Raw genomic sequence first — 14,059 nt, forward strand, 5'->3', positions numbered from 1 at the left:
TCCCCGAACGCCTACGAGAACAGCATCCGAACGGCACCAGCTACGCTGGCCCAAGCCGCATAAACCCCGTGTCCAAGATCCGGGGGTAAGCCCCGTTGCCCGGCGGTCAGCCGTCGGGGGCCAAGAGTGAGCGTCCGTGACAGTTCCTGACTATCAAGGTCTGATGCTGCCTGTCCTCCGATCGGTTGCCGATGGCAACGAGCATCGCATTGCCGACCTGCGTACAGTGGTCGCCGGACAGCTGGGGCTGACCGAAGAAGATTTGGCTCTGAAGATTCGAAGCGGCGCCCCGGTCTTCAATAACCGAGTCCATTGGGCAGTTACGTACCTGGCTCAAACGGGCGTACTGCGGCGGCCGCGGCGCGGCATGGTTGAGCTGACAAGGGAACGCCTAAGGAGCAGTTGGGCAACGCCGTTGAGGAGGCTCATGCGGCGGTAGCTGCTGAGCTACTGAACCGTATTCGAGATCGGGAGCCTGCTTTTCTGGAGCATCTGGTGCTCAAGCTGCTGACTGCGATGGGCTACGGGGGCAGGGCGGGCGCGGCTGAACACCTCGGGCAATCTGGCGACCAGGGACTGGATGGTGTCATCCGGCCAGGACGCTCTAGGCTTGGAACGCGTCTACGTCCAGGCCAAACGGTATGGGAGCGAGCACTCCGTCGATCGGCCAGATATTCAAGCATTTGTCGGAGCATTGCACGGGGCGCAGGCGGACCGCGGCGTCTTCATCACGACGAGCCGCTTCACGGCCGAGGCCAGGGAATACGTCGACCGGGTGCCGGCTCGAATAGTGCTTATCGACGGCGCCCGCCTCACCGAGCTGATGGTCCTTCACAATGTCGGAGTGCAGGAGGAACAGGCCTTCATCCTCAAACGAGTAGACGAAGACTTCTTCGAGTAGTCCGACAAGCCGGGACGCCGGTGACGGCCCGCCCAGCGCACCCACCGTAACGTGGGGTCCAGGGGTCGCCCTCAGGTAAGTGGAGTGGACCGAACGTTGCACCATGCGAACCGGTATGCCACAGCGATCGGCGATCCATTGCCGGGACGTCTGACCAGCTCACGGCCTTGAAGCGGTTGACGTAGCGGCACGTCCGAGCCCGTCAGCCGGCCGATGAGATTCGCCGCTAGGCAGCTCATGGCACCGAATCTGATTATCAGATACGCTGTCGGTATGCGGACGATGACCGCCACCGAGGCGTCCCGGAACTTCTCCGACCTGCTCGACGCTATCGAGCGCGGCGAGACAGTCACCATCACTCGCGGCAACCACCCAGTGGCCGAGATCGGACCGGCTCGCCGGCGAGCCGGCTCGGACCTTCGTGCGGCCCTCGCGGGCATCCCGGCACCCGACGACCGATTCGCCGAAGACATCGCCGCAGCGGTAGCCCTGCTGGAATCCGAGCGTGGTGACCCGTGGGCCGACGCCTGATCCTCGACACCAACGTCCTGATCGCCTATGAGCGCGGCACGATTGACCAGTCAGCCCTCGACCACGACGAACTCGCCGTCGCTGCAATCACCATCGCCGAGTACCGCGTCGGGATCGAACTGGCCGACACTGCCGAGCGCGCCGCCGCCCGAGCCCGCGCCCTGGCTGCGATCGAGAGCGTGGTCGATGTCCTCGCCTACACCGACACGACGGCGGTCCAGCACGCCCGCCTGATCGCTCACGTGCGCAGAACCGGCACCCCACGCGGCGCCCGCGATCTCATCATCGCGGCCCACGCCGCCGAGACCGGACGAACCGTCCTCACTCGCGACCTCAAAGCCGGCTTCGCCGGACTTCCCGGGGTACTCGCCATCGACACCCCGTAAATAAACGGCCCTGACTTCCGCTGCAAGAACGACCGTGGTTCGCGCAATGCCCCACTCGCTGTTCATGCTCACGCAGGTCAACGGACTGGTGGGCCGAACGTTGCGCAATGCGAACCACCCGACCATCATCACCGGCGACCCACTGCCGCGACGTTTGACCAGCTCACGGGAAACTAAAGTGCGGCGTGAGCGCTGCCACGTCCGCTGATCGCGGCCGAGATTCGCGAAACGAGAGCCGTACAGAGCTCTCGGCAATCCACGAGGTCACTGTCGTAGGAGAGATCATCCGCAGCCATAAAACTAGCACCACGCCTTAATAGACCCTCCGAGTTTTCTGTGGGCGCATGTACGCACGGCCGATGGGCCGGGAACGTCCGCGGCACCACAATGGAGCGTCGGCAGAGGAGGCGCCAGTGGCTGGGTTGTTCGACGGCTTCGAGGGCTACCGCGTGGTCGGTGAGGCCGAGTCGCGTGAGGCGTTGACGAGTGCGCTCGTTGCGGTCGACGCGAATGTGCTGCTCAACCTCTATCGCTATAACGCCCGGACGACGACCGATCTGTTTGCGATCTTCGAGAAGCTGGGCGATCGCCTAGTGGTGCCCTACCAGGCCATGCGAGAGTTCCACCGCAATCGACTCAAGGCTATCGGCAACCCTGAACAGGCAACCAGCGAGGCGCGCGGTGTACTTGAGAAGAATCGCGCCGGCACAGTACGAGCTCTCGACGCATGGTCCAAGCAGCTGGCGATCGATGACGGCGAGCTTCAGCGGTTGCATGACGACGTCGACGCGGTGTTCCGGCGCCTACAGGAAGCGATCGACCAGGCGACGCCCGATCGCGTGCATCCGTCGACGTCGGCGGATGAGGACCCGGTGCTGAGCAGGCTCGCTGAGCTACTGGCTGACAAGGTTTTGCATCGCCCTGCCGAAAACACATGGAATGCGTTGATCGTCGAGGGTAACCAGCGCGTCGACAACCTGATCCCTCCCGGCTACCTCGACGCCGACAAGGGCGATCAGCATGCCGAGGGCGCCTCCGGCGACTTTCTCGTCTACACCCAGGCATGCCACGAGGCGAAGTCACGTCAGATGGACCTCATCATCGTCACGAACGACGAAAAGGAGGATTGGTGGTGGCGTCGCGGGCCGGACATGATCGGCCCGCGGCAGGAGATGACGAAGGAGTTCTTCGACAGCACGGGTCGGCGCCTGTTCCTGATGCGCGCCAGCGACTTGCTCAACCGGTCGCAGGTTCTCGACGTCGAGGTGAATCCGCTGTCCGCCAGAGACGCGGACGTCAACCGCTCGGACATCGCCGAACCCGGAAAGTGGACGGCCGAGGCCGTCGAGATGCTGCTCCAACGGTTGCGAGGCGAAGGACGACGGGACCTCGCCGATATCATCAACGCTGCGGCTGCCGCGGGTGGTTCCATCAGCCGCGAGGAGATCTACGTCCTGTGCGACTACCGTGACGATCGAAAGCTCCGAGGCATCACCAGGCCCGCAGCCCGCATCACAGCTGACCTTCAGTCTGAAGGATACCTCCCGCCTTCGGTCGCGCCGATGATGAAGTCGGTGTACGTAGACGCTGGTCAGCTGACGGCGATTCGAATTCCGGCCGAGGTCGTGGACGTTCTGACTCCGGAGACGCGGCCGTCTGGGACGGTGGGGGAGGCCGAGCCGGCCAGCAAGTACCAGCCGCTCACCGAATACCTCATGGCGTTGGACGCCGACTCTGTCTCCATGAGGTTCAGCGAGATCGAGGACATCCTCGGTGAGCCGCTCGCGCCGTCGGCTCGAAAGCACCTCCCGTACTGGTACTCCTCGCAGAACTCGCTCGGCAAAGCCATCACGACCGCGGGCTTCAAGGCAAGGGGCGTGCGGCCGGAGACCGAGGCCGTCGAATTTGTCCGTCGATAGCTGTGATTCAAGGGATGCCTGTGAGTGACCCCCGGACGCCGGTCGGCGTAGTCTGCACACTCTGCCGCAATGCAACATCATCAATTCCTGCGGGTTGGATCGGTGAGGATGACGACCCGACAGTCGGGTATGCGCTCATTGAATGCTCACACTGTCGCCGGCTGATGGTCATCCGGGAAGACAGCGTATGGAACGGTCAGGAGTTGGTCTCCAGCGGCGCTCCAGTCGTGCTTTGGCCAGTTCGGGACGCGCCGCTCAGCGCCGAGGTTCCCGAAGCTGCGCGCAAGTCGTTCGAGGAGGCTCGCGCGTGCCATCATGCTGGGCAGTTCACAGCCGCAGCGCTCATGGTTCGAAGGACGCTCGAAGCGGTATGTGCCGACAAAGGCGCGACGGGCGGCAGCCTCCATGCAAAGCTGAACGAACTCAAAGAAATGAAGACAATCGAAGGGAAACTTACTGACTGGTCCCATGGGCTGCGCGCGCTGGGAAACGACGCAGCCCATGACACAACCGTTTTCGTCAGTGCAACCGACGCGCAGGATGCCCTCGATCTGGCCGAAGCGTTACTGAGCTATGTTTACGTTCTCGACACCAAATACAACGCGTTCAAGGCTCGTCGCACACCGGTGGCGGCACCGCAAGGATAGCGCCGCGAGGAGCACCCGCTGCGTCCAGACCTAGGCACGCGGCAGTCGCCTTTCCAGCAACAGGGCGCAGCGACTACCAGCCGGCGAACGTGCGGTTGGCAATCATCCGGCTGAGGCCGGGCCGCCGAGAGCGCCCACTGCACCGTGGGGTCTGGGGGTCACCCCAGGTAAGCGGAGTGGGGCGGACGGGACTCGAACCGCTGACCGTTGCAGGGTGGGGCGGTTGCGGCGGAGACGGACGAGCCGGGCCGCTCGCGACGCGCCGGGGGGAGGTCCACGTCGCGAGCGGCCCGGAGTAGGGGCCGCGCCGCCGCTGCTGCTACGGGGGATGCGGTAGCGACGGCACGGAGCTCAGGCGGTCGGGGTCGCGCTCGCCTGGGGCTGCTGGAGGACGCGGCAGGTCTCGAGGGCCTTCTTCACCGTGGCGTCGTTGGTGTCGAGGTTGCCGCCGGTGGCGGTGACGCCGTGGTCCTTGAGGCAGTTCTGGAACGCGGCGTCCTGGCCGTTGCCGCTGCGGTTGCCGCCGCCGAACGACGGGCGGACCGACGCGCAGGCCTCCTGGGCCTTCTGCCAGGTGGCGTCGTCGACGCCCTCGGGCTTCTGGAAGCCGCCGCCCGGGAAGCCGCCGCCGGTTCCGCGGCTGCCGCTGGGCCGGGGCATGCCGGACGGCCGCTCGCCCTGGGGGAAGCCCTCGCCGGGGGCGCCGGAGGCGCCGTTACGCGCGCCGCGCGACGGCATCGTGATGGTCACGCCGTTCTTGGAGAGGCATTCCGTGTACGCGGCGAACGCGTTGTTGCCGCCGTTGCCGCCGCCGTTCTGGCCGCCGTCCGACGAGTCGGAGCTGTTGCCGCCGCACGCCGCGACCAACAGCACTGCTGCCGACGCGACGAACAACGCTGCCGTGCGGGACCTGGCTGTGCGCACGATGCCTTCTTTCCTCAAGGGCTCGGTCGTCGACCCACCCAAGCCGGGCAATCTGCGGAGAACGTGGGGGGATCCTCAGAGTTCGCTCGGAGCCGCTGTGTACCGGCTGTGCGCGATGATCTTCGCTCCGAGGGAACTCCGAGGTGGGACCGAGGCGGCGGCGAGATCGGTTCGGAACACTTCCCTGTCATGGGTGAAGCTCTGGCCGGTCGACGGCGCTGGATCTGGGTCGCCGCGGCTGTCGTCGTGCTCGCGCTGATCGCGTACGGGGTGGTGCATGCGCTGAGCGCGGACGCCACCGAGAAACCGAAGGCGGTCGCCACCGTGGCGGCCGACCGCGGGGCGGTGACCACCGAGGTGGCGACCGCGGGCACGGTGCAGCCGGCACAGACGCGCAGTCTGTCGTTCGCCGTGAAGGGCACGGTGGAGAGCGTGTCGGTCCGGGCCGGGAGCACGGTCAGCGCCGGGCAGGCGCTCGCCAAGGTCGATGACACGGACGCCGCCGAAGCGGTCTCGGACGCGCAGGACTCGCTGGACGACGCGGAGGACGCGCTGACCGAGGCGCGGGACAACGCCGCCAAGGCGTCTTCGACGACCAGCGCTTGCGGCACGAACGTCGCGGCGGCGTACACGTCGGCCTCGCCCACCGCGTCGCCGTCGCCCAGCGTGACGTCGTCGCCCACCGCGACCCCCACCACCACGAAGACGGCGTCGCCGACGGCGACCGCCACGAAGACAGCGACGGCCGCACCCACAAGGACCGGGTCGAGCCGCGGCGGCACGACGGGCTCGTGCGCATCTTCCGGAAGCTCCGGGCAGCAGGGCGGACAAGGCCAGAGCGGCGGCTCCGACGCCATCCTCAGCGCGCAGCAGCGGGTCACTCAGGCGAACACCACCCTGGCCGAGGCCGAGGAGGCTCTCGAGGGCGCGACGATCACGGCGCCGATCGCCGGGCGGATCATCAGCGTCAGCGGCAAGGTGGGCAGCCAGGTCAGCGCCGGCTCGGCGTTCATCACCCTCGCCGACGTGTACGACATGCAGATCAGCGCCGACTTCCCCGAGGCGGACGCCGACCGCCTCGCGGTCAAGCAGGCCGGGGTGGTCACCCTCGCCGACCGCCCCGGCACCGAGTTCAAGGCGACCGTCGTGCAGGTCGACCCGACCGGCACCAGCGACGGCACGATGGTCCGTTACGGGGTGCTGCTGTCGTTCGTCGACGCCCCGGAGGACCTGCTCGTCGGGCAGAGCGCCAACGTGAAGGTGACGACCGGCTCGAAGTCGGGCGTGCTGCGGGTGCCGAGCACGGCGGTGCACGACGTGCACGGCGACACCGCCACGGTGCTCAAGGACGGCGCCCAGGCGAAGGTGGGGGTCGGCCTGCGCGGCGACCAGTACACCGAAATCACGTCCGGCCTCGCGGAAGGTGATCAGGTGGCGCGATCCTGGTGACGCCGGCGATACAGCGGGCTCTCTCGGAATTCATAGGGAATTCCTAGGTAGCGTTGATATTCCTTTCGAGTGCTATCTGATTCCCGTTCCTCCGTAGCGCTCGGCGAGCCGCCGGCGCGTGCCGCCCGGGTCCTGGTCGTCGACGACGAGCCGAACATCTCCGCCCTGCTCAGCGCCACGCTCCGGTTGGTCGAGTTCGAGGTGCGGGTGGTCGACTCGGGCCACCGGGCCCTGGTCGCGGTCGAGGAGTTCGAGCCCGACCTGGTCGTGCTCGACGTGATGCTTCCCGACCTGGACGGCTTCGACGTCGCCAAACGGCTGCGCGCCACCGGCAGCCGGGTGCCGGTGCTGTTCCTGACCGCCCGCGACGCCCTGGAAGATCGGATCTCGGGCCTGTCGGCCGGCGCCGACGACTACGTCACCAAGCCGTTCAGCCTCGAGGAGGTCGTGCTGCGGATCCGGGCGATCCTGCGCCGCAGCCAGCCCGAGCTCGATGCGGCGCCCGCCGACACGGGCGTGCTGCGCTACGCCGACCTCGAGCTCGACGAGGACGCGCACGAGGTGCGCCGGGCCGGCCGGCTGATCGACCTGTCGCCGACCGAGTTCAACCTGCTGCGCTACCTGCTGATCAACGCGGGCCGGGTGGTGAGCAAGGCGCAGATCCTCGACCGGGTCTGGAAGTACGACTTCGGCGGGGACGGGCGCATCGTCGAGTCGTACGTCTACTACCTGCGCCGCAAGATCGACAAGACCGACCCGCCGCTGATCCACACCGTCCGCGGCGTCGGCTACGCGATGCGGCTGCCCCGCGGCGGCGACGAGTGAAATCCCGGCTCCGCTGGCGACCGCGGCGGTGGGGCCACTGGACACTGCGCGCCCGGCTCGTGCTCGTCGTCGGCGCGCTCTCCGCGGTCGCCCTGATCGTCGCCAACATCGCCGGCCTCGTGCTGATCCGGGGCTACCTGCTCGGCCGCATCGACGACCAGCTGCGCGGGATGAGCCGCCCGTTCGCCGACGACCGGCCCGCCGGGGTCACCTACATCCCGCGCGGCCGATTCGGGCACCTCGGCCCCGAGCAGGTCATGTACGTCTACGACGCCACCGGCACGCTCGACCCCAGCCGCAGCTCGCCGACCGACGCGACACGGCCGCCCGCCGAGAAGTTCGCCGAGGTCGAGGCGCGCGTCGCGGCCGGTCAGCCGTACACGATCGCCGCGGCCGACGGCAGCACCGACTGGCGCGTGATCGCCGTGCCCGTCTCGGTCGGCGGCGGCGCCGCCGTCATCGGCGTCTCGCTGTCCGAGGTGCAGCAGACCACCGACCAGCTCCTGCTGATCGACGCCGGCGTCTCGGTGCTGGTCCTGGCGCTGCTGATCGGGGGCGCCTGGTTCGTGGTGCGGCTCGGGCTGCGCCCGCTCACCGGCATGGAGCGACTGGCCACCGACATCTCGGCCGGCAACCTGTCCGGCCGGGTGCCGGACACCGACCCGCACACCGAGCCGGGCAAGCTCGGACTCGCGCTCAACTCGATGCTCACCCGCATCGAGACCGAGGTCGACGCCCGTACGGCCAGCGAGCGCCGGCTGCGGCAGTTCGTCGCCGACGCCTCGCACGAGCTGCGCACCCCGCTCACCTCGATTCGCGGCTTCGCCGAGCTGTACCGCCGCGGCGGCGCCCGGCCCGGCCCCGAGCTCGACGAGACGATGAGCCGCATCGAGGGCGAGGCCGGCCGGATGGGCGTCCTCGTCGAGGAGCTGCTCATGCTGGCCCGCCTCGACCAGCAGCGGCCGCCCGCGCTGCGCCCGGTCGACCTGCTCGAGATCGCCGCCGACACCATCCGCGACGCGCACGCCCGCGTGCCCGGACGGCCGGTGAAGCTGGCCGGGCTCGAGGACGACGACGACACGTTCGAGCCGGCCACCGTGCTCGGCGACGAGCACGGCCTGCGCCAGGTCGCGACCAACCTGGTCTCCAACGCGCTGCAGCACACACCCGGCCGGGCCCAGGTCACGGTCCGGGTCGGGCGGCTGCCGGCCCGCCCGCCGGGGGCGACCACCGTGCTGTCCGGGCCGGCCACGGTCCGCCCCGGCCTGCCCCTGGCGGTCTTCGAGGTCACCGACGACGGGCCCGGCGTGCCGCCCGCGCACGCGCAGCGGGTCTTCGAGCGGCTCTACCGGGCCGACTCCAGCCGTACGCGCGGCAACGGCGGCGGGTCGGGGCTCGGGCTGTCCATCGTCGCCGCCATCGTTCATGGTCACGGAGGGTGGGTCGAGCTGGACGCGCCACGCGGCGGAGGCGCGACTTTCCGGGTGCTGCTGCCCACCTCCGGTGACGCCCCGTGAGATTCCGAGCTGGCTCCGAGGTTCCGACGAAGATCCTCCCAGGCCGTGCCACCACAGTGTCGGCATGCCAGCGCGCCTTAACCTGCGACGTCCTGCGGTGGCGGTCAACGCCGCCCTCGCCGTCGCCCTCGCCGCCGGGGGTTTCTGGGCCTACCAGACCCTGTCAGGATCGGACACCCCCACGGCCGCGAACGCCTCGGTCCGCTCGGTCGCGGTCCAGCAGGGCACGGTCACCAAGACCGTGACCGCGGACGGGACCGTCGAGAGCGCCAGCACGGCGAGCGCGAGCTTCGTGACCGGCGGGACGGTGACCGCGATCAACGTGAAGGTCGGCTCGGTGGTGAAGAAGGGCCAGGTGCTCGCGAAGGTCGATCCGGCCGACGCGCAGCGCAGCCTCGACGCCGCCGAGGCCGACCTGGACGCCGCGAACGACTCCGTCGGCCGGGCCGAGGACGCCGGCTCCGACACGACCAGCGCCGAGAACGAGGTCGTGCAGGCCAAGCTCGCGGTCGAGGAGGCCGAGGCCGCTGTCGACGGCACCGTGCTCACCGCCCCGATGGCCGGCACGGTGACCGCGGTCAACGGCACGCTCGGCAGCTCGTCGTCCGGCACCGGAAGCTCCTCGTCCTCCGCCAGCAGCAGCGGCGGCAGCCAGGGCGGGGCCAGCCAGGGCGGGGCCAGCCAGGGCGGCGGCTCGACGTCGTCCTCGTCGTCGTCGAGCTCGTCGTCCTCCGGCTTCGTCGAGATCGAGGATCTGACCAAGCTCCAGGTCAGCGCCGCGTTCGCCGAGGCCGACGCGACCAAGCTCAAGGAGAAGCAGGCCGGCGAGGTCACCTGGAACGCGCTGTCCGGCACCACGGCCACGGCCAAGGTCACCGCGATCGACCCGTCGGCGACCACGACCAACAGCGTCGTCACGTACGGCGTGACGCTCAGCATCGACAAGGTGCCCACCGGCGCCAAGGTCGGCCAGACCGTCTCGGTCTCGGTCACCACCGGCAGCGTCGAGAACGCCACCTTCGTCAACTCCGCGGCGATCACCACGGTCGGCAACCGGCACTCGGTCACCGTCGTCAGCAACGGCCAGACCGAGGTCCGGCAGGTCGAGATCGGCCTCGCGGGCGACGAGGCCACCCAGATCACCTCGGGCGTCGAGGTCGGCGAGCAGGTCCAGCTCAAGACCACCACGGCCACCACCGGCGGCACGAACGGCTTCCCGGGCGGCGGCGCCGGCTTCCCCGCCGGGGGCGGCAACCTCGGCGGCGGCGGGAACTTCGGCGGCGGTACCCGCGGCGGCGGGACCGGGACCCGATGAGCCGGCCGGTCCTCGAGGTCCGCGACCTCAAGAAGATCTACGGCGACGGTGAGGCGATCGTGCGCGCGCTGGACGGGGTGTCGCTCACCGTCCACCGCGGCGACTACGTGGCCATCATGGGCTCGTCCGGCTCCGGCAAGTCGACGCTGATGAACATCCTCGGCGCGCTCGACATCCCCACCCACGGGACGTACCACCTGGACGGTGTGGACGTGAGCAAGCTGGCCGACCGGCAGCTGGCGCTGGCCCGCAACCGGCTCATCGGCTTCATCTTCCAGGCGTTCAACCTCATCCCGCGTACGTCGGCGGTGGCCAACGTGGAGCTTCCCCTCGCGTACGCCGGGGTGAAGCCCAAGGAGCGACGGCGGCGCGCCCTCGCGGCGCTGGACACCGTCGGGCTCGCGGACCGGGCCCGGCACGAGCCCAACCAGCTCTCCGGCGGCCAGCAGCAGCGCGTGGCGGTGGCCCGCGCGCTGGTCACCGAGCCGGCATTGCTGCTCGCCGACGAGCCCACCGGAAACCTGGACAGCCGCTCCACCGAGGACGTGCTCGAGGTCTTCGACCAGCTCAGCACCGCCGGTCGCACCATCGTGATCATCACGCACGAGCCCGAGGTCGGCGCCCGGGCCAAGCGGCTGATCCGGCTGGTCGACGGCCGGGTCGTCGAGGACAACCGGCAGTCGCCGATCCACCTGCCGCCCGTGGGCGCCTTAGCAGGACGGCACGCGATATGAGTTTCAAAGAGGTTCTGAGGTTCGCGCTGCGCGGCCTCTCCGCCAACAAGCTGCGGTCGTCGCTGACCATGCTCGGCATCCTGATCGGCGTGGCCGCGGTGATCCTGCTGGTCGCGGTCGGCAATGGCTCGGCCAAGGCGATCAGCGACCAGATCGAGGCGCTGGGCACCAACACCATCACGGTGATGAGCACCAGCCGCGGCGGCTCCACCAACACGGCGCTGACCACCGAGATGGCCGACGCGCTCACCGACCCGGCCATGGCCCCCGACGTGCAGTCGGTGTCGCCGGTGGTCAGCTCGTCCGCGACGATCACGTACGAGGGCACCGACCACGAGGTCAGCTCGTTCGTCGGCACCACCCCCGGCTGGTTCACCGCCTCCAACACGCCGATCGGCACCGGCAGCGGCTTCACCGCCGACGACGAGTCGCAGGGCCGGCGGGTCGTGGTGCTCGGCCGGACCGTCGTCGACGAGCTCTTCCCGGGCGTCGACCCGATCGACAAGCAGGTCACCGTCGGCGGCGCGCTGTTCACCGTGGTCGGCGTGCTCAAGGAGAAGAGCTCCACCGGCTTCCAGGACGCCAACGACACCGCGGTGGCTCCGCTGAGCGCGGTGCGTCAGGTCCTCACCGGGTACGGCGCGCTGAATTCGATCCTGGTCGAGGCCAAGGACCCGGGCAAGGTCGACGCCGTGCAGTCCGAGGTGTCGACGATCCTCGACCAGCGGATGAGTGTGTCGGCGTCGACGTCGGCGAACTCGTCGACCACGCCGTACCGGATCCAGAACGCGTCCCAGCTGCTGGAGACGCAGACCGAGACGGCCGACACGTTCACCACGCTGCTGGGCGCGGTCGCCGCGATCAGCCTGCTGGTCGGCGGCATCGGCATCACCAACATCATGCTGGTGACGGTGACCGAGCGGACCCGCGAGATCGGCATCCGCAAGGCCCTGGGGGCGCCGAGACGGGTGATCATGACCCAGTTCCTCATCGAGGCCACGCTGTTGAGCGTGATCGGCGGCGCGCTGGGCGTCGCGGCCGCGCTGATCGGCAGCAGCTTCGAGATCGTCGGGGTCAAGCCGGTGATCGTGCCCAGCTCGATCGGGCTCGCCCTGGGCGTGTCCATCGCCATCGGACTGTTCTTCGGCGGCCTGCCCGCCGGCCGCGCCGCCCGGCTGCGTCCCATCGACGCGCTGCGCTACGAGTGAGGACCCGTTGTGACTCCCATGAATGACGACACCGCCGTGATCAACGCTGTCCCCGATGCCGGCGCCGGCGCCGGCGCCGACTTCCGGGACGACGGGCTGGCGCAGGAGCTCGCCAAGGCCGCGCCCAAGAAGTGGTGGAACAAGGCGACCATCGTGCTCGGCGCGGTGGTGCTGCTGGTCGGCGGGTTCGTCGGCGGCCTGCAGGCGCAGAAGCAGTGGGGCACCGCCTCGTCCGGGAGCGGGAACCGGGCCGCCTCCGGGTTCCCGGGCGCCGGTGCCGGACGGTACGGCTCGGGCGCCGGCGCCTACGGCTTCCCCGGGGGCGGCAACCTCCCCGGCGGCGGCACTGGTCAGGGGACCGGCAGCGGGCAGGCCACCGCCGCCGCGGCCGGCACCACCGGCACGGTCAAGCTCGTCGACGGCACCACGATCTATGTCCAGACGCCCGACGGGAACGTGGTGACGGTCAAGACCGACGGCAAGACCACGGTCTCGACCGCGAAGAAGGGCAAGGTCGCCGACGTGAAGGCCGGCCAGTCCATCACGGTCCAGGGCGCCACCGGCTCGGACGGCACGGTCACGGCGACCTCGGTGACCGCCCAGCCCAAGTAGGGGACTCTCGCCCTCCCCGTGGGCGTACGGGGAGGGCGAGACCATACTGATGTCCGTGGCTCGTGACCCGTCGGCGCAGCGCGCGACGCTTTCCGCGGTCGCGCGGGAGGCGGGCGTGTCGGTCCCGACCGTCTCCAAGGTCGTCAACGGGCGTACGGACGTGGCCCCCGAGACCCGGGCGCGCATCGAGACGCTGCTCGTCCGGCACGGGTACGTGGCCCGCGGCGCCGGGGGCGCCCAGCCCGCGGCCCGCACCGTCGACCTTGTCTTCGACGCCATGCACACGCCCAACAACGTCGAAATGCTACGCGGCGCCCTCGAGGCCGCCGCGTCGGAGGACGTCGACGTGGTGGTCGGCATCGTGCCCGACGACCCGCTGGGCGCCTCATGGGCTCGGCGCATGGCGGCCGCCCACCGCGAGGGCATGATCCTGGTGACCTCGAGCATCAACTCCCAGCAGTGGCGGCACTTCGCCGAGCAGCACATCCCGATCGTGACGATCGACCCGGTCAACCTGCCCGGCCCCGACGTGCCGAGCGTCGGCGCGACCAACTTCAACGGCGGCATGGCGGCCACCGGGCACCTGCTCGAGCTCGGCCACCGCCGGATCGGCTTCGTCGAAGGGCCGCCCGGGGCGATGATGAGCCTCGCCCGACTGCACGGCCACCACGCGGCGCTGTCGCGGGCGGGACTGGCGAGCGACCCCGGGCTGATCGCCCCCGGCGGGTTCAGCTTCGACGGCGGCTTCGCGGCGGCGACCCGGCTGCTGGAATCGCCCGGCCGGCCGACCGCGCTGTTCGCGTCGAACGACTCCCAGGCGTTCGGCGCGCTCGAGGCGGCCCGCACGCTGGGACTGCGGGTTCCGCAGGACGTCAGCGTCATCGGGTTCGACGACACGCCGGCGGCGCGGTGGTCGGCGCCGCCGCTGACGACCGTGCGGCAGCCCTTCGCCGAGATGGGGCGGGTGGCGATGCGGCGGCTGCTGCGGCTGGTCGCGGGGGAGGAGCTGACCTCGCCCCGGGTCGAGCTGGCGACCGACCTCGTCGTGCGGAAGTCGACCGCGGCACCGAAAACTTTCGAAGCTTGACGCG

15 protein-coding genes are annotated in these 14,059 nt (G+C 69.6%); 14 read left to right on the forward strand and 1 reads right to left on the reverse strand.

The window, feature by feature from the left end; genetic code table 11:
* The first annotated feature begins 163 nt into the window (after positions 1 to 163).
* The 6 genes from ACIA5D_RS42180 to ACIA5D_RS42205 all read left to right on the forward strand — a co-directional run bounded on the left by ACIA5D_RS42180 (position 164) and on the right by ACIA5D_RS42205 (position 4,384).
* Positions 164 to 439: a winged helix-turn-helix domain-containing protein gene (locus tag ACIA5D_RS42180; protein WP_396036378.1), complete on the forward strand. Its 276-nt coding sequence runs from the start codon at positions 164 to 166 to the stop codon at positions 437 to 439.
* Between the two features lie 171 nt (positions 440 to 610).
* Positions 611 to 901, forward strand: a complete 291-nt coding sequence (locus ACIA5D_RS42185) for a restriction endonuclease (RefSeq protein WP_396036236.1) — start codon at positions 611 to 613, stop codon at positions 899 to 901.
* A 273-nt stretch (positions 902 to 1,174) separates the two neighbouring features.
* Positions 1,175 to 1,432 carry a type II toxin-antitoxin system Phd/YefM family antitoxin gene (locus tag ACIA5D_RS42190; RefSeq protein ID WP_396036238.1) on the forward strand — a complete coding sequence of 86 codons (258 nt, stop codon included), beginning with the start codon at positions 1,175 to 1,177 and terminating at the stop codon, positions 1,430 to 1,432.
* Positions 1,417 to 1,818 carry a type II toxin-antitoxin system VapC family toxin gene (locus ACIA5D_RS42195; protein WP_396036240.1) on the forward strand — a complete coding sequence of 134 codons (402 nt, stop codon included), beginning with the start codon at positions 1,417 to 1,419 and terminating at the stop codon, positions 1,816 to 1,818. The genes ACIA5D_RS42190 and ACIA5D_RS42195 overlap by 16 nt, the downstream gene beginning before the upstream one ends.
* Positions 1,819 to 2,231: 413 nt before the next feature.
* Positions 2,232 to 3,737 (forward strand): PIN-like domain-containing protein, encoded by a 1,506-nt coding sequence (locus ACIA5D_RS42200; RefSeq protein WP_396036241.1) that lies wholly within the window; start codon positions 2,232 to 2,234, stop codon positions 3,735 to 3,737.
* Between the two features lie 164 nt (positions 3,738 to 3,901).
* Complete coding sequence (locus ACIA5D_RS42205) at positions 3,902 to 4,384, forward strand: DUF4145 domain-containing protein (RefSeq protein ID WP_396036242.1); 483 nt, start codon at positions 3,902 to 3,904, stop codon at positions 4,382 to 4,384.
* Between the two features lie 351 nt (positions 4,385 to 4,735).
* Here the strand turns inward: ACIA5D_RS42205 and ACIA5D_RS42210 are convergent, their stop codons facing one another.
* Positions 4,736 to 5,308 (reverse strand): hypothetical protein, encoded by a 573-nt coding sequence (locus tag ACIA5D_RS42210; protein WP_396036244.1) that lies wholly within the window; start codon positions 5,306 to 5,308, stop codon positions 4,736 to 4,738.
* A 189-nt stretch (positions 5,309 to 5,497) separates the two neighbouring features.
* On the opposite strand from ACIA5D_RS42210, the gene ACIA5D_RS42215 reads away from it, so the two are divergent.
* The 8 genes from ACIA5D_RS42215 (at position 5,498) to ACIA5D_RS42250 (ending at position 14,055) form a co-directional block, all read left to right on the forward strand.
* Positions 5,498 to 6,757, forward strand: coding sequence for an efflux RND transporter periplasmic adaptor subunit (locus ACIA5D_RS42215; RefSeq protein ID WP_396036246.1), 1,260 nt, complete (start codon positions 5,498 to 5,500; stop codon positions 6,755 to 6,757).
* Positions 6,758 to 6,826: 69 nt separating this feature from the next.
* The gene (locus ACIA5D_RS42220; RefSeq protein ID WP_396036247.1) at positions 6,827 to 7,582 is read left to right on the forward strand and encodes a response regulator transcription factor; all 756 of its coding nucleotides are present in this window, start codon (positions 6,827 to 6,829) and stop codon (positions 7,580 to 7,582) included.
* Positions 7,579 to 9,099, forward strand: coding sequence for an ATP-binding protein (locus ACIA5D_RS42225; protein ID WP_396036249.1), 1,521 nt, complete (start codon positions 7,579 to 7,581; stop codon positions 9,097 to 9,099). The genes ACIA5D_RS42220 and ACIA5D_RS42225 overlap by 4 nt, the downstream gene beginning before the upstream one ends.
* Positions 9,100 to 9,163: 64 nt before the next feature.
* Positions 9,164 to 10,414 (forward strand): efflux RND transporter periplasmic adaptor subunit, encoded by a 1,251-nt coding sequence (locus ACIA5D_RS42230; RefSeq protein WP_396036251.1) that lies wholly within the window; start codon positions 9,164 to 9,166, stop codon positions 10,412 to 10,414.
* Entirely contained in the window at positions 10,411 to 11,148 is a 738-nt protein-coding gene (locus ACIA5D_RS42235) for an ABC transporter ATP-binding protein (protein WP_396036253.1), read from the forward strand. The genes ACIA5D_RS42230 and ACIA5D_RS42235 overlap by 4 nt, the downstream gene beginning before the upstream one ends.
* Complete coding sequence (locus tag ACIA5D_RS42240; protein WP_396036255.1) at positions 11,145 to 12,356, forward strand: ABC transporter permease; 1,212 nt, start codon at positions 11,145 to 11,147, stop codon at positions 12,354 to 12,356. The genes ACIA5D_RS42235 and ACIA5D_RS42240 overlap by 4 nt, the downstream gene beginning before the upstream one ends.
* An 18-nt stretch (positions 12,357 to 12,374) precedes the next feature.
* Positions 12,375 to 12,968: a hypothetical protein gene (locus ACIA5D_RS42245; protein WP_396036257.1), complete on the forward strand. Its 594-nt coding sequence runs from the start codon at positions 12,375 to 12,377 to the stop codon at positions 12,966 to 12,968.
* A gap of 55 nt (positions 12,969 to 13,023) precedes the next feature.
* A complete protein-coding gene (locus ACIA5D_RS42250; RefSeq protein WP_396036259.1) occupies positions 13,024 to 14,055 on the forward strand; it encodes a LacI family DNA-binding transcriptional regulator in 1,032 nt (343 codons plus the stop codon).
* Positions 14,056 to 14,059 lie beyond the last annotated feature (4 nt).

Source organism: Actinoplanes sp. NPDC051513 (assembly GCF_044454685.1).
Classification (GTDB): domain Bacteria; phylum Actinomycetota; class Actinomycetes; order Mycobacteriales; family Micromonosporaceae; genus Actinoplanes.

Bases quoted from the DNA above. Each gene is read 5' to 3' on its own strand.
- ACIA5D_RS42205 (WP_396036242.1), top strand. From the start codon at position 3,902: ATGGTCATCCGGGAAGACAGCGTATGGAACGGTCAGGAGTTGGTCTCC.
- ACIA5D_RS42245 (WP_396036257.1), top strand. From the start codon at position 12,375: ATGAATGACGACACCGCCGTGATCAACGCTGTCCCCGATGCCGGCGCC.
- ACIA5D_RS42240 (WP_396036255.1), top strand. From the start codon at position 11,145: ATGAGTTTCAAAGAGGTTCTGAGGTTCGCGCTGCGCGGCCTCTCCGCC.
- ACIA5D_RS42190 (WP_396036238.1), top strand. From the start codon at position 1,175: ATGCGGACGATGACCGCCACCGAGGCGTCCCGGAACTTCTCCGACCTG.
- ACIA5D_RS42230 (WP_396036251.1), top strand. From the start codon at position 9,164: ATGCCAGCGCGCCTTAACCTGCGACGTCCTGCGGTGGCGGTCAACGCC.
- ACIA5D_RS42235 (WP_396036253.1), top strand. From the start codon at position 10,411: ATGAGCCGGCCGGTCCTCGAGGTCCGCGACCTCAAGAAGATCTACGGC.
- ACIA5D_RS42180 (WP_396036378.1), top strand. From the start codon at position 164: ATGCTGCCTGTCCTCCGATCGGTTGCCGATGGCAACGAGCATCGCATT.
- ACIA5D_RS42215 (WP_396036246.1), top strand. From the start codon at position 5,498: ATGGGTGAAGCTCTGGCCGGTCGACGGCGCTGGATCTGGGTCGCCGCG.